The 17,872-nt window shown below is 61.7% G+C and carries 20 protein-coding genes and 1 tRNA gene; 11 read left to right on the forward strand and 10 right to left on the reverse strand.

Annotated features, from left to right (window positions below; translation table 11 throughout):
* Nucleotides 1-31: 31 nt before the first annotated feature.
* The 3 genes from AArcCO_RS02820 (at nt 32) to AArcCO_RS02830 (ending at nt 1,614) form a co-directional block, all read left to right on the forward strand.
* Nucleotides 32-721, forward strand: coding sequence for an HD domain-containing protein (locus tag AArcCO_RS02820; RefSeq protein ID WP_259534905.1), 690 nt, complete (start codon nt 32-34; stop codon nt 719-721).
* A 216-nt stretch (nt 722-937) separates the two neighbouring features.
* Entirely contained in the window at nt 938-1,195 is a 258-nt protein-coding gene (locus AArcCO_RS02825) for an AF_0619 family ribbon-helix-helix protein (protein ID WP_259534906.1), read from the forward strand.
* Complete coding sequence (locus AArcCO_RS02830) at nt 1,195-1,614, forward strand: type II toxin-antitoxin system VapC family toxin (RefSeq protein ID WP_259534908.1); 420 nt, start codon at nt 1,195-1,197, stop codon at nt 1,612-1,614. Before AArcCO_RS02825 ends, AArcCO_RS02830 begins: the two co-directional genes overlap by 1 nt.
* A 17-nt stretch (nt 1,615-1,631) precedes the next feature.
* Here AArcCO_RS02830 and AArcCO_RS02835 read toward each other — a convergent pair whose 3' ends face one another.
* Both AArcCO_RS02835 and AArcCO_RS02840 read right to left on the reverse strand, forming a co-directional pair.
* Nucleotides 1,632-2,630 (reverse strand): NAD-dependent epimerase/dehydratase family protein, encoded by a 999-nt coding sequence (locus AArcCO_RS02835; RefSeq protein WP_259534909.1) that lies wholly within the window; start codon nt 2,628-2,630, stop codon nt 1,632-1,634.
* 147 nt (nt 2,631-2,777) lie between these two features.
* On the reverse strand, nt 2,778-3,266 hold the full coding sequence (locus tag AArcCO_RS02840; RefSeq protein ID WP_259534910.1) for a helix-turn-helix domain-containing protein: 489 nt from the start codon (nt 3,264-3,266) through the stop codon (nt 2,778-2,780).
* 115 nt (nt 3,267-3,381) lie between these two features.
* Between AArcCO_RS02840 and AArcCO_RS02845 the strand changes: the two genes are divergently transcribed.
* The 4 genes from AArcCO_RS02845 (at nt 3,382) to AArcCO_RS02860 (ending at nt 6,905) form a co-directional block, all read left to right on the forward strand.
* Nucleotides 3,382-4,182 (forward strand): DUF8170 family protein, encoded by an 801-nt coding sequence (locus AArcCO_RS02845; protein ID WP_345780873.1) that lies wholly within the window; start codon nt 3,382-3,384, stop codon nt 4,180-4,182.
* Nucleotides 4,183-4,527: 345 nt separating this feature from the next.
* Entirely contained in the window at nt 4,528-4,866 is a 339-nt protein-coding gene (locus AArcCO_RS02850; RefSeq protein WP_259534913.1) for a toxin-antitoxin system TumE family protein, read from the forward strand.
* 24 nt (nt 4,867-4,890) lie between these two features.
* Nucleotides 4,891-5,340, forward strand: a complete 450-nt coding sequence (locus tag AArcCO_RS02855; protein WP_259534914.1) for an HVO_A0114 family putative DNA-binding protein — start codon at nt 4,891-4,893, stop codon at nt 5,338-5,340.
* Nucleotides 5,341-5,675: 335 nt separating this feature from the next.
* Nucleotides 5,676-6,905 (forward strand): RNA-guided endonuclease InsQ/TnpB family protein, encoded by a 1,230-nt coding sequence (locus tag AArcCO_RS02860; RefSeq protein ID WP_259534915.1) that lies wholly within the window; start codon nt 5,676-5,678, stop codon nt 6,903-6,905.
* Between the two features lie 190 nt (nt 6,906-7,095).
* On the opposite strand, the gene AArcCO_RS02865 is transcribed toward AArcCO_RS02860, so the two are convergent.
* Nucleotides 7,096-7,710, reverse strand: coding sequence for a hypothetical protein (locus AArcCO_RS02865; RefSeq protein WP_259534917.1), 615 nt, complete (start codon nt 7,708-7,710; stop codon nt 7,096-7,098).
* Nucleotides 7,711-8,599: 889 nt separating this feature from the next.
* On the opposite strand from AArcCO_RS02865, the gene AArcCO_RS02870 reads away from it, so the two are divergent.
* The 3 genes from AArcCO_RS02870 (at nt 8,600) to AArcCO_RS02880 (ending at nt 12,717) form a co-directional block, all read left to right on the forward strand.
* Nucleotides 8,600-11,140 (forward strand): DUF7827 domain-containing protein, encoded by a 2,541-nt coding sequence (locus AArcCO_RS02870; RefSeq protein WP_259534919.1) that lies wholly within the window; start codon nt 8,600-8,602, stop codon nt 11,138-11,140.
* A 337-nt stretch (nt 11,141-11,477) separates the two neighbouring features.
* On the forward strand, nt 11,478-11,897 hold the full coding sequence (locus AArcCO_RS02875) for a helix-turn-helix domain-containing protein (protein WP_259534920.1): 420 nt from the start codon (nt 11,478-11,480) through the stop codon (nt 11,895-11,897).
* Between the two features lie 109 nt (nt 11,898-12,006).
* Nucleotides 12,007-12,717, forward strand: a complete 711-nt coding sequence (locus AArcCO_RS02880; RefSeq protein WP_259534922.1) for a hypothetical protein — start codon at nt 12,007-12,009, stop codon at nt 12,715-12,717.
* A 14-nt stretch (nt 12,718-12,731) separates the two neighbouring features.
* Here the strand turns inward: AArcCO_RS02880 and AArcCO_RS02885 are convergent, their stop codons facing one another.
* The 6 genes from AArcCO_RS02885 to AArcCO_RS02910 all read right to left on the reverse strand — a co-directional run bounded on the left by AArcCO_RS02885 (nt 12,732) and on the right by AArcCO_RS02910 (nt 16,531).
* On the reverse strand, nt 12,732-13,610 hold the full coding sequence (locus AArcCO_RS02885; protein WP_259534924.1) for a VOC family protein: 879 nt from the start codon (nt 13,608-13,610) through the stop codon (nt 12,732-12,734).
* A 218-nt stretch (nt 13,611-13,828) separates the two neighbouring features.
* Complete coding sequence (locus AArcCO_RS02890; protein WP_259534925.1) at nt 13,829-14,215, reverse strand: PIN domain-containing protein; 387 nt, start codon at nt 14,213-14,215, stop codon at nt 13,829-13,831.
* Nucleotides 14,205-14,429: a ribbon-helix-helix domain-containing protein gene (locus AArcCO_RS02895; RefSeq protein ID WP_259534926.1), complete on the reverse strand. Its 225-nt coding sequence runs from the start codon at nt 14,427-14,429 to the stop codon at nt 14,205-14,207. Before AArcCO_RS02895 ends, AArcCO_RS02890 begins: the two co-directional genes overlap by 11 nt.
* 338 nt (nt 14,430-14,767) lie before the next feature.
* A tRNA-Trp gene (locus tag AArcCO_RS02900) sits at nt 14,768-14,941 on the reverse strand.
* A 111-nt stretch (nt 14,942-15,052) separates the two neighbouring features.
* Nucleotides 15,053-15,277: a DUF5795 family protein gene (locus AArcCO_RS02905; protein WP_259534927.1), complete on the reverse strand. Its 225-nt coding sequence runs from the start codon at nt 15,275-15,277 to the stop codon at nt 15,053-15,055.
* 54 nt (nt 15,278-15,331) lie between these two features.
* The gene (locus AArcCO_RS02910; protein ID WP_259534928.1) at nt 15,332-16,531 is read right to left on the reverse strand and encodes a DUF5794 domain-containing protein; all 1,200 of its coding nucleotides are present in this window, start codon (nt 16,529-16,531) and stop codon (nt 15,332-15,334) included.
* Nucleotides 16,532-17,016: 485 nt separating this feature from the next.
* Here AArcCO_RS02910 and AArcCO_RS02915 point away from each other — a divergent pair, with 485 nt between their 5' ends.
* Entirely contained in the window at nt 17,017-17,457 is a 441-nt protein-coding gene (locus tag AArcCO_RS02915; RefSeq protein ID WP_259534929.1) for a universal stress protein, read from the forward strand.
* Nucleotides 17,458-17,481: 24 nt separating this feature from the next.
* Here AArcCO_RS02915 and AArcCO_RS02920 read toward each other — a convergent pair whose 3' ends face one another.
* Nucleotides 17,482-17,817, reverse strand: a complete 336-nt coding sequence (locus AArcCO_RS02920) for a DUF7113 family protein (protein WP_259534930.1) — start codon at nt 17,815-17,817, stop codon at nt 17,482-17,484.
* Nucleotides 17,818-17,872: the final 55 nt, after the last annotated feature.

The raw sequence follows: 17,872 nt of genomic DNA on the forward strand, positions 1-17,872 counted from the left end.
AAAACGTCTCGCCATTTCGGGAGGTGATACTGTGGGCGTCGAAATAAAGGAGTCAGGGGTCTCCGAGGAGGAGTTCGCGCGGATGAAGCGGTTCGTCCGCGATTATCTCACCGCAAGCGTCGAAAGCGAGGACGACGGCGGTCGGATGCGGTGGTACCCCTGGCACTCCGCCGAATACCGGTTCAACCACATCCTGAACGTGGTCGAACTGGGCGCGCAGATCGCCAGCAAGGAGGGCGCCGACGTCGACACCGTTCGCGTGGCGGCGCTGTTTCACGACATCTCCAAACTGGAGGCCGACCAGGACGAACACGCCGAGGAGGGGGCCCGCGTCGCCCGGGAGTACCTCACCGCGCACGGGGAGTTCCCCGAGTCGTTCGTCGAATCGGTCTGTCAGGCCGTCGAGGACCACTCCTACCAGGGTCCCCTGTCGGACGTCTCCCTCGAGACGCAGTGTCTCATCGAGGCGGACATCCTCGACAAGGTGGGCGCCAACGGCACCGCCCTGATGCTGTTGCGGATGGGCTACGAGGCCCGGTCGCACATGGACGCGGCGACGATGGTCGAGCGCGTGCTCGAACGCGGCCGGGAACACACCGCCCGCCTCGAGTCGGACACCGCCCGATCGATGGCCCACCAGCGCCTCAAGCGGGTGAAGTGGTTCCGCGAGTGGCTCGAAGCCGAAGTCACCGAGATGACCGCCGAAGACTCGATGCTGTGATCGGTCGACGCTCGGGAGAACGGCACTCACCCAATTCAAGGCGGAGGTCCCATCCTCAACGAGCGCAGGGGTTGCGATGGTCAATCGGAAGCACAAGCGAGTAGCGCGGGGAGGATGTCAACGCTACCAAACAATCGCCTACCAAGAGCGTACTTGAGTGAGAGCCAGCTCTGGACATGAGTAGTACTTATACTACAGTAATACATATAATACGCTATGGGAACTGTCAGTTTCCGTGTCCCCGACGAGGTAAAAGAACGCATGGAAGAACACGACGAGGTAAACTGGAGTGCAGTACTCCGTGACCACATCGAGGAGGAACTACACAGTCTGGAATCGCGGAACATCGCCCACGCAGTTGCGACCAGCGAGCGACTGAGCAGTGCCATCGACGCCGACGAGGTGGCGACGGCGAACACGGCAGAACAGATTCGTGAGTTCCGTGATGCGCGATATGGCGAGGGGCAACCCTGATGGCTGACGTCGTCGTCGACACCAGCACTGTTGTCAAGTGGTACATTCCAGAGCAGCATCACGAACAGGCCCGGGCACTTCGTGACGATTTCCTCAACGGCAAACACGACCTGTGCACACCGGCTCTCATGCCCTTCGAGGCGGTCAATGCACTCACTTACAGCGGCCACTACGATGGCGAGCGACTCCACGAGGCCGCAAACTCTCTCGACAACTACGGTATCGAACTCGTCTCGTTCGGGTCAGTCGGCCCCATCGCGGAGATCACGAACACTGTTGACATCACGGCCTACGACGCTGCCTACGTGGCACTCGCCGTCGAACGGGATGCGATAGCCTACACCGCCGATGGAAACCTGTTGCAGGATTTAGACGGGAGCGAGTATGCGGACACGGTTGCCCACATCCAGACCTACTGAGCAATGAGTTGTGCTTATCACATCGTCTCCAGCACGCCTAGCACGCGCTCTTCGGCATCGCGTCCGGGGTCGTGTTCGCTGCCGTCCCGGTCGGAGTCGCGGTGCTCTTCGACGGTGCGTTCCATCGCCTCCCGGAGCGGCGTCGACTCCCAGCCCAGGGCCGCCAGCTTGCAGGTGTCGAGCACGTGGGGGTACTCCCGGTAGAGCACGTAGTCGTCGGGCTCGAGGTCGCCGGCGGCGAGTTCGCGGCCGTCGGCGGCGACGATCTCGATCTCCCGGTCCATGACGTCGGCGATCAGCTCGACCATCTCCCGGAGGGTGACCAGCCGGCGGTCGCCGACGTTGTACGCCTCGCCGGGGTCGCCACGTTCGGCGACGAGTCGGAGCGCGCGGGCGACGTCCTCGACGTAGGCCCGGTGCCAGACGTTGTCGCCGTCGCCCGGGAGCAACACCCGGTCGTAGGTCGCCACGCGGTCGAGCCAGAAGTCGAGCCGTTCGGTGTAGTCGTACGGGCCGTAGACGATACAGGGCCGGACCGACATCGCGTTGACCCCCCGCTTTGCGGCCTCGAAGACGATCCGGTCGCCCTCGGCCTTTCGGTTGCCGTACGTCTCGGCCGACCCGTCGGTGGCCTGTTCGTCGCTGCAGGGACACAGCGGCGTCTCGCCCTCGCGTTTCGGGATCTCTTCGCGTCCGTAGGCGGAGCCCGAGGAGATGTAGACGTAGCCGTCCACGTCCGCGAAGACCTCGACGGCCGCCTCGACGTCGGCGGGGTAGTAGGCGACGCAGTCGACGACGACGTCCGGGTCGGCGGCGTCCCTGGCGTCCCGGAGGGCGTCCCGGTCGGTTCGATCGCCCGTGACGTGGGTGACGTCATCGGCGTCGGCAAACGGGTTCTCGTGGGTCCCGCGGTTGAGCATGTACACCTCGTAGCCGGCCTCGCGGAACTCCGTGACCGTGTGGCGGCCGATAAAGCGCGTGCCGCCGATGACGAGTGCAGTCGGTGTCCGTGTCATACATCGACCTCGCGTGCGGGAAGAAAAGATCCGGCGGTTCGGCGCCGGGATCACTACTAGCCACGCTGGAGCCGACGACGTTCTGACCAAGGTACGAAGTCGGCGTACTTCTCTGCTGTGTCGAGAACGGTGCTGCTCGACGACGAACTATCGGGGTGTAGCACCATCGACAGCGTCGAGATCGGGCTCGTCGAACTCGAGTGCGTCCGCGACGGCATCCGGAAGCTTCGGACGGGGTGCCGATTCGTGGCGCTCGATTTTTTCAGTTTTGCGCGTGTTTTCGTAGAGAGCGCGTGCGACCGGAAGTCCACGGAGATACTTGTAGTCGTGGAGGACCTCGATGCCCCGCTCCGTGAATCCGTAGAACTGGGAGGGGAGATCACGTTTCCCCTCACTTGGGTCGTACGTGTAGCGTGCGAGGAGTCCGGCGTCGATCAGCGTCTCCAACTGGTCTTTGATGGCCGCCTGACTCTTCCCCGTCATATACTCGAGTTCGGCGAGCGACATCAGATGGGCGGGGTGGCCCAGCAGCTCCTGGATGATGAGATGACGCGTATCCTGGGACAGCAGCTTGAACAGCCGCTGCTGTTCCGCGAACGGCCCTGCATCGGCCGCGCCAGTGTCGGTTTCGCTCATACGTGCTGGTACGAGGGAGGGCGCTATAACAGTTAGGGTTGTCCAAGTTGGTTAAATAAGGAAAAACCAAAGTGATTCAGAAGGGATAAGGTGGTGTGGTTTGAATCGGCAGCTAATGACCGACCCAGGCTCGCCGCCGAAAGCTGGAGAGATTATGGCCGTTGTTCACGAGGCCGTCGGGGGCATCGAACTTGACCCTGCAGAGAAACGGGAAATCTGGCGGTTCACCCAACGTGAATTGCCGTATCTCTGGAGTCAGCGGACATCGTATTTCATCCTGGGGAGCTATCGCGACCCCTATCTCCGCCGGCTTCGCGCCGTCCAAAACGAACTCACGAAGCAGCTCGGTGCCTATCCGTTCATCATGGGTGATCTCCTCGAACTCCCGACTGACCGGCTCAATACGTTCGATATCACGTTTTCGTTGCTCGCGACATACAGCGACTACATCGTCGGCGTCTTCGAGAAGGAGAGTGGTGGGGAGGCGCCCGAGTTGGGCGAGATCGATGACCCCCCGTATTTCGGCAAGTCGTACGTGTTCCCGCGTGATTACGCGTGGGTGACTGACGCGAACCTTGACTCGAAACAGCACGTCATTCAGGCCGCTCTCGAGATCGCGTTCGCAGACGATTTGTCGGCGGATGAAGTCCAAGCAAACGTCGAGTCGCTCATTGATCGCGCACAGGAGAGCGGTCTTACTATCGACGAACAGGAAGTCTGGGGTGTGATCGACGACCGGACAACTGAGGGCGAAGAGCCAGCAACGTACAGCTGGGTCCATCTCAACAAATTCCGCAAATTCGAACTCCACGATCGGTGCTTCCCGTGGACGACAGAGGACGAACTTCGAACTGTGGTTGAGGAACTCCCGTCCCCGACACCGCGTCCGGAGTGGGAAGAGAGAGAGGAACAGTGAATTTCGTCGGCGAGAAACGACAGACTCACGGAGAGACCGTTTCGGGGGGATCGATCGCCCTCTCGGCGACTCGGTCCATCGCATTGCGGTGTCGGTCCCCCACTGCGGCCATCTCGACGATCTGGCGCACAGGGATGCGTTCCGGTCGTCTCGTCCCCCGTGTTTTTGCCCCATCGAGAGCCAACCATCTCGTCGAGAATCATCGGTTGTCCGCCTACGATATCGCGACCGGAATCCTGTCGGCTATCGAGGCCGTTCCGGACCGATCCTCCCTTGATTGGGAACGACGCTATTGGTTTGCCCACCAATAGACTTATTCTATTGGTCTGTGTACCAATGGTGAGGATGGCTTCGCTGACCGAGGACGACCTCGATGGCGTGAGCGAAGGGAGGAAGTACCCCGACGGAACTGTCATACGCGTGTTCTGTATGCGGACGGACCGTGACGCGTACCCGTCTGGATGGGCCTACAAGCTCCACTACGGCGCGACGGAGCCGGACCCACCTCGCACGCTCGACGATGGGACGATTCGTCGCTATGACAATTCGCACGAAGACACCAACGGGCACGAACTGCACGTCGCACCGGATCCCGACCCGGACACCATCACGTTTCCCGGGATGGTCGAACTCTGGGAACGGTTCTGGAACGAGATCCCGAAATCCGAGTTCGAGGTCGAGTGAGGCCATCACACCACGGTGATACCCATGAACGACACCACGCCGCCGCTGCACCCGATGGAGCGCGAACAGCTTCGGGCCGAATCGACCCTGGTCGTGACCGTGAAGTCGTCCAGTGAGTTCCACGACGACGTCACCGACGGCATCGAGGCGCTCGAACGGGACGACGCGGGGGATACCACGCCGACGCTCTCGTTTACTAGCTACGACGACCTCATGAAGACGCTGACGCCGCGCGTCCTCGATCTCATCGAAGCCATCCGTCGGGAGGAGCCATCCAGCATCAACGAGACCGCACGGGTCGTCGACCGGGACGTGAAAAACGTCCACGGGGAACTCGATCGGCTCGCCCAGCTGGGCATCGTCTTCTTCGAGGAGGACGGCCCGCGCAAGCGCCCGGTCGTCTGGTTCGACGAACTCGTCATCACCCTTCCGTTCGATCCGGAGGCTGGCGACACGGCCGCTGCTGCGCCATGAAACTCGAGTTCCACAGATCTCGTGATCTTCGGTGTGAATGTGTTACCGGAGTAACCGGATAATGGATCCGCTGATGAGTTGCGGTTCGATTTGGAGGAGTGTAGCTGCGTCTTCGAATACTGGGTCGTCTACCGCGTTTGCAAATTGCTCAACGTCGGAGTTAGAGACGTATTCCAGTGCGCCGGTCTTCATAGAGATTGCGAGGTGGATACCCCGAGGCTTGACCTCGGGGAAGGAAGCCGACACTCGATGACACAAACCACGCACGATGGCAAGGCTGACTCCCCCACGCTTGCACAAATATTTTCAAGTATCTACAATTATGCTAATGAAGTATGGAGGTCGTCCGTAACATTCAGCTAAAGCTCGACGTTCCCGAGGACGCTCCCAGCGTTCTCGATGAGACGTTCGAGCAATTCCGCCAAGCGGCCCAACACGTCGCTGATGCTGGGTGGAGTGACGATCCCACGCAGATCGAGGACACCAAAAACACGCTCCACGACCAATCCTACGCGGACGTTCGGGAACAGACCAGTCTGCAAGCCAGTCTCGTCCAATCCGCCCGCAACCTCGCCGCCGACGCACTCGGCAACTGCAAAGACCGCATCCTCGACGACGGCAAGAAGGCAAGCAAGCCCGAGTTCCGAGGAAGCGTCGTCGTGTACAATGGGCGCACCATCACCTATAACGAGGACCACGTCACCCTCGCCACGGTTGACGACCGTGTGACAGCCGAGTTCGTCAAGCCCGAAGGCAACGGGGGAACACCGTTTGCGGAGTATTGGACGGGCGACTGGGAACGCAAGGAAGCCACGCTCCACAAGCGTGACGGGACGTATTACCTCCACGTCGCAGTCGAGAAAGAAGTGGAACCCGCTGATTCTGGCGACGATTCGACCGAGAACGGAGTGGTTCTCGGCGTCGATCTGAACGTGGATGGCTACCTCGCCGTCACCTCGACGGGAGCGTTCCTCGGTAATGCAGACTGCCTTAACCACAAGCGCGACGAATACGAGCGTCGGCGCGGCAACCTCCAACAGGCGGGTACTCGCTCTGCCCATCTTACTATCAAGAGCATCGGTAGTCGTTTCGCTCGGTGGAGTGTGGACTATCTCCACCGTGTGTCGAAGGCCATCGTTCAGGAAGCTATTGAGAATGACTGCACGGCGATTGCGTTCGAGAACTTGAAACACATTCGTGAGCGCATCTCGAACGCTTCAAAGTTCCAGCAGTGGGCGTTCCGCGAACTCCAACGCCACGTCGAATACAAGGCCGAAGAGCACGGTATCGAGGTGGACACGGTGCAGCCAGCGTACACGAGTCAGCGGTGCAGTCACGGCGAGTGCGGGTTCACGCACGAGGACAACCGTGATGGTGACGAGTTCGGGTGCTTGAAGTGCGGGAAGGAACTGCACGCCGACTACAACGCCGCTCGGAACATCGGGTGGCGTCTTGTCCAGCACTGGCTCAAGTCTGGTGCTGGACGGGCCACCAGTCAACTGGCCCTGAAGTCAGGGACGCTGAACGCGAACGGCGATTATACGCCTTCCGCTTTGCGCGGATAGAGCGGGAGTCTACTGACAAGCCTCGGGGTCGTTCGGAAGATCTTAGATCTTCCGTGATGACGAGACGCGCCGCGTCTCGAACCACTTGACCCCGAGGCAGTTGACGTCCGTGTAGTCTGTGACGTACCAGAGGAGAGCATAGAGATCAGCGACATCCTTCACTCGTTTATCTGCGGTACGTAGTACTGTCTCACCACTGTTGGTCACCATGATACGAGTCGATGAGTTTCTTCGCCGCTTCCTCACACGGTCCGCCCTCCGCAAGCAAATCCAGAATGAGTTGCGGGATAGACACAGTCGAGAAGCCATCGACCGCCTGCTGATTGTAGAAGACGTGGTCGTCAAGAACTCTGATACGAGTATTTCCACCGCCCAGCAATCCGTTCTCCTCGACGACTGTAAGCCACATATTGATCTCCTTTGGAGCAATGTAGAAGTCAGTGGTCGAGGTGAAGAGAAAGCCCTGATTCAGATTCTCTGCCTGGTATGTCGTTAACGCGTACTGCAAGTCAGTCTCTGCTAGCAGATCCATCGGCTGCTGGAGAGATACCTCTAATTGATTCGGCTCGATCCGCTGATCCAACCACGCCTGGTACAGTCCCACTGGTGCCACGACCTCAGTCCCCTCGACCAACCCCTGCTCTTCAAGCTTTTCAGTGTACTGCCGCGTCCACGGCTCAGACGCCCCCGACAACTGTGCTAACCGGTACTTCGTCAAATCGTCTCCTGTGTGATTCAACAGGACGCGGATGATCCGCTCCTTGTTGAACCCGCGTTCCCGATCCGGCTGCTCCAATAGTGCCATGATACGTTGGTTACTTCGAAAACTTATATACCTAACCACTGCATTGGCTGATTTGATTACTTAAATACCGAACCACACAACGGAGAGAACCACTGGCATTCACTATCTCCCCAGCGACACGCCCTCGATTGCTGATGGCGCGGGAGATCGACCGCCACGACACCGACGTCGAACTCGACAAGGACCGTCGGTATGCCAGGCGATGAGGCCGTCGTGTTGCAGTTGTCCGTTGAAGCCCAGATTGATCAGGGGCGGTCCCCGAACATGATCCGACTCTCTCCCCGATCCGGAGTCTGAACCTCCAACGATCCGCCCGAAGAACTGCGTCGCCGGGCCGAAACCGGGAAGAAACACCCGTCTCCCTCACGAAACCCGCCACATGGCCCTTATAAACCCCTGCTCGAACCACCCCGTTGTCAGACTGTCGTCAGACGCTCGATCGAGCCTACACACCCCGGGAATCGACCCACCCCCGCCCACAGCCAATCCCCGAAAAGCCCCGGACGGGAGCACGTCGACAGCGACCCACGCCCGGACCGGCGAGGCCCCCGGGACCGCAATCGCACCGCGTCTCCGGTGGCAGAAAGTATTTATGCACCCATTAATCCGCGAGAAGCGCTCTACCGCCCGAAATCGGGTGTGTCAACGATTGGCGCGCCTGACGCGTCACCACAAAGCATTTAATACAAGCGGCAGTTGTTGTGACCGTACCCCTACCCATGGTGGCAGTACCGAGTATCCCAGGTCGAGTCCGGATGTCGGCGACGACGACGACGGCGGGTGAGGACGGCCGGACGATCGAGACCGGGAGAAAGTGACTGACGCCGGAAGTACAACAACAACACAAAACATGACAAGAGAAACTACATATCGCGAAAAGGGACGCGCAGTGTTCCTGGCAGCGATTATGGTCGTCTCCATGCTCGCCATCGGTGGCGCCGGTCTTGCCGGTACCGCCGCGGCGACCAATGATGCGACCTTCGACGACGATGATTACGATAGATCGATTGAGGAAGGATCGACCGTTTACCAGGGACAGTTAGCGCTGGTAAACGTAACGAATGACTTGAACCAGCCCGCCTATGATGAGCTTGATGACGACGAGGTTGAACTCCGTCGATACGATGACGGAGATGTTGGAACACTGGTTTCAACCCCGAGCCTTGAGCGGAACGATGATGGGGACGCTATCGTCATTCTCGATACGACGAATCGAGATACTGATCGGTACGTCCTGACTACAAACAGCACCGGCGACGAGATTGGTGCTGACGATCTCACGTTCGAGGTCGTTATCCAGGACCTTGGCGTTGAGTTCGATGAAGATACCGTCGACAACGCTGGTGACACTGAGGTCGAATTCGAAATTGAATCCGACATCCGCAACAGCTACGTTGTGGAAGTCACCGCTGATGGTCTTGACTACGAGGACCTTGAAGACATCTTCACTGGAGCTGACGACGCAACTTGGGAGAACGAAATAGATCTCCCTAACCGGAGTGTCGTTCACGATGACCGCGGCAATTCCAGTTATTATGCCCTCGACGATGATGACGACATCATCTACCTGTTCGATGCTGAGGGCGTCCACGACCTCGACTTCGACGGCATTGATGACGACGAATATGACTTCGAGGTAGAGGTCTTCGACACGACTGGTGCCGACTCCGACGAGATCGAAGTCGCTGATGTCGACGACGGTGAACTTGACCTCGACGAGCAGATCATCACTGAAGAGCAGGGTGACGTCGCAAACATCACGGTGACCTTCGAAGGTGCTGCAGAGAGCGGTTGGATCGTCATCGGTGACGAGGACGACGTTGGCTACCAGGCGAACATTTCGGTTGAAGCCGAAGGTGAAGACGAGGTCTCTATCCTCTTCAACACTTACGCAGCCGGTAGCGAAGACAACGGCACTGTCGTTCAGAACGCAGATGACGACTCCGATGCAGAGGTCACTTTCGACTCTGCTAACGACCAGACGCTGATCGCCGACATCCTTGACACGGGTGACTATGACATCTCTGTGTCCTCAGAGGCAACGAACGCTTCCGAGACTATCGATGATCCGCAGACTCTCGGAACGCTCGTGATTGAGGACCGTGAGACTGTTGATCAGACTATCTGGACTGCCTCCGAAAGCGTTGCCAGCGATCTTGAAGACGTTGAAGACATCGAAGACGCGATCGACGGCGAGAACGTGACTATGGCGGATACGATCGCTGAGGGCGACTCCGTCATTCACGAAATTGAGGCCTCCGGTCTATCCGGACTCCTCGACTCGACTGGAGAAGACGATCTTGTTGACGCTCTCGGTGCCCTGACCATCAACGACAAGGGTATTGATGAGGATGCGTCTCTCAACGTTCGTGTCCGTCAGACCGAAGGAACCACCGCGGCAAACGAACCGCGGACGGTTCTCGATGTCCTTGATGCTAATACGGAAGTGATTGAAGATGAGGACAACGATGTCCTGTACCTCATCTACGATCTCGACCAGACGGATGCTGAGGATGGCGACGAGTACGACGCACGCTTCCGCGTGCAGGACGAACGTCTCCTTGACCCCGATGAGGACGACCTTGAAGAGCTCACCACCTCCGAAGTGCGTAGTCAGTACTACCAGGCTGTCTTCGCGTCCTTCGGCGTCGAAGAACGTGAGTTCGAATTCGACCAGGATCCGTACAACGTGACGGCTGACGAGGGTCAGCTGATCGAGGGCACGTCCAACGTTGCCCCCGGTACGGAAGTGAACATCCGCGTGCGCTCGGCCAGCGGCACGTCCCCGTCGTTCATCAAGACGAACGAGGACGTCCGCGTTAACTCCGACGCCACCTGGGCAACTGAATTCGACTTCAGCGACCAGGACGTCGGCGACGAGTACACGATCACTGTCCGCCAGAGCGGACTGGCCACCAACCCCTCGGTTGATGGCACGGTCGTCGAAGAAGACGTCGACCCGGCCTTCTTCGAGGTGTCTGACCTCGACGCCCCAGCCGAGATCGACGTCGGTGACGAGGTGACCGTCTCCGCGACGATCACCAACACTGGCGAAGAGGAAGCGACCCAGGAAGTCGAATGGCAGCTCGAAGGTGACGTCGTCGCCAGCGAAGAGGTAACCCTCGACGCTGACGAGGACACCACCGTCGAGTTCTCCGCGACGCCTGACCTCGACGCCGGTGACTACGACCACGGTGTCTACACCGACGACGACAGCCAGACGGCAACGCTGACTGTCGTCGACGACGAACCGACGCCGACTCCGACCGAGGAGCCGACGCCGACTCCGACCGAGGAGCCGGATGACCCGACGCCGACTCCGACCGAGGAGCCGACGCCGACTGAGGAAGAGGAGACGCCCGGCTTCGGTGCCATCGCGGCACTGATCGCGCTCATCGCGGCCGGCCTGCTGGCGTACCGTCGCCGGTAAGCCGTCCACGATGACGTGAGGTGAGCTTCCGCTCGCCTCGCTGGACGTCGACTCCAACTCGGATCACAACCACCGGCCCTCGCGGGCCGGCCCCCTTTTCATTCTTTCACGCTCGCCAGCGACAGCATTGGCGCGTTCGGGACACTGGGTCCGGATTCTTGGCGCGTGTTCCCAGATGATTCGGCGGCGCTCTCGGAACGCGAAAATCGCCACATGTTTTAATTAGTTTAAGGAATTTACTCACACCTGGGCGAGCTGTTGCCCAATCCCCCCAACCCCCCGGATGCGAGGCACCTTATCGCCCACTTTTACGGGACGAACCGCGGTAGTCTCGGTCGTGACTCCGACGAACGCGAACGCCGGCGAAGACGGTCCTGCCGGCGGGTTCGACTCGTGGGCCGCGCTCCAGAAGGCCACCGACGAGACGCGAGCGAGCCTGATCGCCGACGTCGTCGGCCACCCGAAGGGTGCCCCCAGTGTGCCGGAACTCGACTACATGAATCCGAGCCTCGAGGCGGACGCCATCCGTCGCCACCTCGGCATCCTGCAGGACGTGGGCGTCCTCGAGGACCTCGTCGTCGAGCCCGGCAACCGCATCCGGGGCTACCCGTACAAGTTCTACCGGCTGACCGACGAGGCCCGGGAGCTGTTCGACCGGAACGACCTGTTCCCCGAGGCGGCGTGGCGACGCCAGTACGACCGGGTGCAACGCACGGGGGAGATCCGGGAACTGGAGGAAATGCCCCGGCCGGACTGATCGAGGACAGACGGACGCTGGAGACGGAGGTCTCTGTCACTTCGTCGCCGTACATTCATACGAGTCGCCACGAGTGGGATTTTTGTATCCATCCCCACCGTATTCGGTCATGGCCCTCCGCCACTCGCTTCCGCCCTGGATCGCCCTCCTCGCGACCGTTCCCGTCGCGACCGCTGCCACTCCCGCACAGACTGCCACCCTTGCGCCCGCACAAACCGCCACCCTTGCGCCCGCACAAACCGCCACACCCGCACCCGCGCCGACCGCCGGAATCGCCGAACTCGCGGTGCTGGGGCTGGTCGTCTACGGCGCCTCCGTCGCCTTCTCGATCGTGATCGGCCTCCTGGTGCTCGCGGTCTCGGAGTTCGTCTACGCGGAGTCGTACGTCAGGGCGATCGAACAGCGGATCTCCGACCGGCCGATCCAGGCTGGCGCGCTCGGCGTCGCGTCGATCGTCGCCGGCGTCGCCGCACTGCTCGTGCTGCTGGTGGTTCTCGCGGTGCTGCTCGCGGTCGGCCTCCCCGAACCCGTGGGGCTGCTCGCTGCGATCCCGCTGTTCGGTGGGCTGGCGTTCCTCTACGTGGGGGCGACGGTCGGGACGATCGTCCTCGGGGCGTTCCTGCTCCGACCGGTCCGCGGCGACCGGGCGAACCTCTGGCTCGCGCTCGTGGTGGGTGCGCTGGTCGTCAACCTCCCGCTTTTGAACTTCCTGCTCGCGTTTCTCGTGCTGTTTCTGGGCACCGGCGCGATGGTCGACCGGTGGTGGGCGAACCGACGCGGGGGCGGATCCACCGCGTCACCGTCGACTGTGGACGGGTGAGGTCCTCCCGCAGGCTAGGATTCGGATGCACTCACACAGAGATATTCCAGCCCGCCGATCGCGTCCGGATCGATCACCGAGATCGATTCCGCCCCCAGGGGCTGTCGCTCCAGCTCGCCCACGTGTTCGCGCACCGTCTCGAGCGACGAGGCTTCGAGCACGAACGCACACGGGCTGTCCCCGATGGTGTCGAGACGCTCCGAGAGTGGCCCGCCGGCGGTCGGCTCCACGAGATGGACCGGGAGATCCGGGAAGGACGCGACGGAACCCGCGAACGGACCCGACGAAACGGACCGGGAGGTGGGGTCGGCCCCCTCGAACGCCGTCCGGAACGTCGACACCGACGTCTCGAGATCCGCGACGGCGATCACCACGCTGTCGATTCCGACGACCCCGGCTGCCGCGGCGGAGGGTGTCGGCTGCACCCGCCGTTCGAGTGGTGTCTCGTCCTCGATCAGGAACGGCAACACCGAGCCGGGCTCCCCCGCGCCGAGAAACGCGAGTTTCCACCGGCAGAGCTGCCCGTCGGGACGCTCGCGGCTGTAGTCGTCCGGCCCGTCGACCGGCACTCCAGCCGCGTCGAGCCGCGAGGCGTCCCGGGCGATGTCCGACGACCGGGCGGCCCACGCACACGGGCCCGCGTTCGACTCTATCGCGTCGTTCCAGAGGGGCGCGGTTCCGACCTCGTCTTTCGCGATGAGTTCGATGTAGGTGGTGTCGTCGAACCCGACGATGGACATGTGTGTCGGCATCTCGTCGTGGGAGCCGCCGTAGTCCGGGTCGATGCCGACGCTCTCGAAGGCTGCCTCGAGTCGATCGAGATCCGAGCCGGCGATCGTCACGTGGTCGATCTGCACCTCGTCGCTGGCTGTGTCCGTCCTCTCTGCGTCCATAGCCTGGAGTTCGGGCGGACGATATTGGGTATTCGGGTAGGGGACGTACGGAAACGTCTCCGTTATCAGTTGTTGGCAATGTGATTTACTTTAGTTAGCTCGGAACGCGTAAACTGGCGTTCCGAACTCGATTACCGCGGATTCGTATATAAACCTGAGTCATATTGCCAACTACTGTTATGGCAAGCAAACACGCCGGCTCTTTCTCGACAGAACGGTTAGTCGAGGTCTCTCGGGTCGAGGCTCTCCACTTCGGGGATTCTCGGATAGAGCGTGTCCGTGGAGACGATAGGCTCACCAAGTGTCTGGGCGGTTCCGAGGTGGATACCGTCAAAGACGTTCAACGAGTCGTACTGCGACCGTAGTTCTGCCGCGGCGTCTACCGCATCTGTACCGAGTGGCATCATCTCAATCCCCCGGTTGGCGATCTCCTGGTGAGCGCACACGACCCGGTCGCGCGGCCATTCGTCTTCCATCACGTACTGGAGTTCGATGCCTGTGGCGACGGATGTCCTCGGGGGGTCCATCGCCTCCAGATCGACTTCGCTTGCGAGCCAGTCGTCCTCCTTCAGTTCAGCGAGAATGACGTCCAGATCAAGATACACGTTTGCGTTCCAGACGCTCTTTGACAGCTTCGTGGGCGCGCTCTGCAGTCTGTTCGTGGATGCGCTCCAGGCGTTCCTCTCGAACAACCAGCCGAGCACCGTACCGCAGCGCTTCGGACCGGGAGCCGAAGACGCCGTCCTCGACGAGAGCGTCGAGGCGATTCACCAGCTCCGATGGAAGCGACACTGGCACAGATTTTCTCTCGCTACTCATACCTATACATACTTTATACGATTGTATAAACTCATCGTGTCGGTGTGGAATGTCGACTTCTTTTAACGGGTGTTCGGGGATGGAGGGAGTGTACCCCTCGCCAGTGAGTTTCGCTCGCGGCTACGCTGCTCGCTCCACTTACTGGTTCAAATCCCCCCGACCGGACAGCGATACAGCCGGCGCTCGAAAGTGAGCGCCGGCAGAATGATGGGGACGGAGGGATTGTGAACCTCAGTCGTTTCGCTCGCGGCTACGCCGCTCGCTCCACTCCCTGGTTCAAATCCTTCCGACCGGACAGCGATGCAGCCGGCGCTCGAAGTTGAGCGCCGGCAGAATAGTGGGGACGGAGGGATTTGAACCCCCGATCGACTGATATCTCCGGTGTGCCTCGGTACTCCAGAGGGTCGTCAACGCGGCCGATGATCAGTCGGCCGCTCGGAATATCAGTCTGGAGTTCGTCACCTGGCGTTGCCTCTGGAGTCAGTCGCCCTCCCTGGCTGGGCCACGTCCCCTCGCATGTGTCATTCGTTCGTTCCCGACTAAAGGGATTTCGATCGACGCCACGCCGGCGCCCACCTGTCGGCCCTCGCCGACTGACTGTCACTTCCGTTGGGGGAAACGGCTCACTCCCGATCGTCGTCGCTCCACGCGCAGTCCTGACACTTGTAACCGACCACGAACTCCGTGATGCTGGGCATGTATCCGACCTGCAGGACGTTCCCCCCGCAGTCGGGACACTCCCTGTCGGCGTCCTCGATCGCTTCCGCCTCCATCGGTCGCTCGCCCTCGATCAACTCCGCCAGTCGGCCGGCGTTCACCATCCGTCCTTCGACGACCCGATTGCTCATACCGTTTCTTGGGGTCTGTCTCCTAAGCGCTTGCGCACGTCGGGCCGGAACCGGTCACATCCAGGGCGCGCGCGAGTCGTCCTCGCCGGGGACGGCCGTGTAATCGTCGTCCTCCTCGCCGTCGGCCTGCCCGTCACCGTCGGCCTGCCCGTCACCGTCGGCCTCCCTCTCGTCTGCATCGATCTCCGTTTCCTCCCGGTCGGCGGACGCGGTGTCGCCAGCCTCGCCGTCGCCACCCTCGTCCTCGCCCGTAGCGTGGACGATCCCGCCGTTGGAAACCGGGCCGGGGGCGTGGCCGCCGGGTCGACTGTTCACGCCGGGATGTCCCTCGGCGACCGCGCCGCGGGCGGCGATCTCCCGGTCCGCCGGGGTCGCATCGGAGCCGAGCCCCAAAGACGAGGCGGTGACCGACCGCGCCGTCGCGCCGAGCGATCCGGCGGTTCCGCGATCGGCGGTCGTCCCCGAGACGATACCGGCGTCCGGGTCGTCGCCGTCGTCGTCCGAACGGAGCGTCGGAGTCGGCGTCGATTCGGGGTCGTACGCCAGCAGGGCGGCGACACACAGCGTCGCCAGCGCGATCGGCGCGTCCGTATCGAGCACGCCCAGGATCGGCAACGCGAGCACGCCGAGCGCGATCGCCGAGCCGAACCGGAACCGGTCGAGGTCGACCCGCCCGCGGAGGTGCGGGCCGAGCAGGGCGACCGCGAGCGCGAACCCGACGCCGACGCCCGCCGCCGCGGCGCCCCGAAGCACGACGCCGACGTCGTTCGTGAGCTGCAGTGCCGCTCCGTTGAGGTCGATGCTCGCGACCAGCCCCAGCGCGATGATCACGCCCGCGTTCGGGAGGTACTCGTCGAGCTTCGAACTCGCTGTCTTGGCGGCGATGGCCAGGATCACGAGCCCCGCAAAGCGGGTGAAGATTTCGAGGTTCAGCAGGCTGTCGAAGGTGACCGCAAGCGCTGCCTGCGCGGCCGCGACGGGGATCAACACCGCCCCGATGAGGAGAATGGAGACGGCCTGCTCTCTGGGCGTGCCGTCCATCTCCGCCAGGATGACCGCCATCGTGGCGGAGCCACCGAAGATGAGCAGTCCCGTCTCGAGGACGCCAAACGGCGTCGCGAGCGCGCCGGCGATCACCAGCGCGGGGAAGATCCCGTCGATCAGCGGCAGCGCCATGACGGTGGCGAGCAGCCGGGTTGCCCCGCCCACGCGCCGTTCGATCCGTAGTGCGATCGGATGTTGTGAGACGCTCATTCAGGCACGATAACGGCCGTCACCGGAGTCGGCCACCCGGCGATGTACGCGCGACGCGATCGAACCCGAAGCGACCGCTTCGGTGCGGGGGGTTCCGCTGGGCTCCCGGAGATTACCGAAACGGTTGCCGAACGTGGGTGCGTCTACGCCGGGGTGCTCCGATTTGCGTGTTCCACGCATCGCTGTAAACCCGAAGTTCGTGCCGGAGTCGACGCTCGGCTGGCCGGCAGTACGCGATGGAATGGAACACTCGGAGTCCATACTCGTAATAATTGCCGATTTAGTATTAAACGTTGTGTGTGAATAGGGAACAAACTCCGGAATACTCCGGCTTCATTTATAAAGCCACACTACGTATCTTTGCGTTGTCGTCGGTTTTCCTGACGTTTTTGAACTTCTTCCGGCCGAAATCCGGCTCGCCGATCCGACCCGTCCGGCCGGAAGGTGGAGGATACTTATTTCCCTTGCCGGTCGAACTCCGGACGATGTACGATCGAATCCTGTATCCGACGGACGGAAGCGAAGGTGCGCAAGCGGCGCTCGAACACGCGATCGACCACGCGCTCCAGTACGACGCGTCGCTGCACGTCCTGTACGTCGTCGAGGAGACGCTCCCGGCGATGGAGGCGGGCGCGCCCGACGTGCTGGAGGCGCTCGAGGGACACGGACAGGAGGTCATCGAGGAGGCTCGAGAACGAGCGGTCGACGCCGGCGTCGGCTCGGTTCAGGCGTCAGTCGCCGCCGGCTCGCCGTATCGACGGATTCTCAAATACGTCGAGGAGTCGGAGATCGACCTGATCGTGATGGGTACCCACGGACGTCGGGGAATCGACCGGTATCTGCTGGGCAGTGTCGCCGAGAAGGTCGTCCGGACTGCCGATTGTCCGGTGCTCACGGTTCGGGCCGAAAACGAAAAACAGGAGTAGTCGTCCGTACCGGTGCAGTGTCGATCAGCTCTGTAACTCTACGTTCTCGATGACCTCGACCGAGACCGCGTCGACGCCGATCCGGGCGAACTGGGTTTCGACGTGTTCCTTCGCCGCCTCGATCGCGTCCTCGCGGGTGTCGAACCCCCGCGGCATCGGCGACTCGAACGCGATCCGGATCTCCTCGCCGTCGACGCGCTGGACGCTCCCCCCGCTTTCGACCTCGTAGAACTCGTCGCAGATCCACACGTACGGCGCTCCCTCGTCGGGGCTCCCCTTGAACGTCGGCGGCGTCTCGCCGCGCTCGTAGATCGTCCCCGTGAGTTCGGTCCCTCCCCCACGGCCGCGTACCAGCAACATACTGCCGATACGCGACCGGCGGGTAAAAGTCGTGGGATCGCCGGAACGGCGGCGG

The organism is Halalkaliarchaeum sp. AArc-CO, from assembly GCF_024972735.1.
In the GTDB taxonomy this organism is placed as follows: Archaea; Halobacteriota; Halobacteria; order Halobacteriales; family Haloferacaceae; genus Halalkaliarchaeum.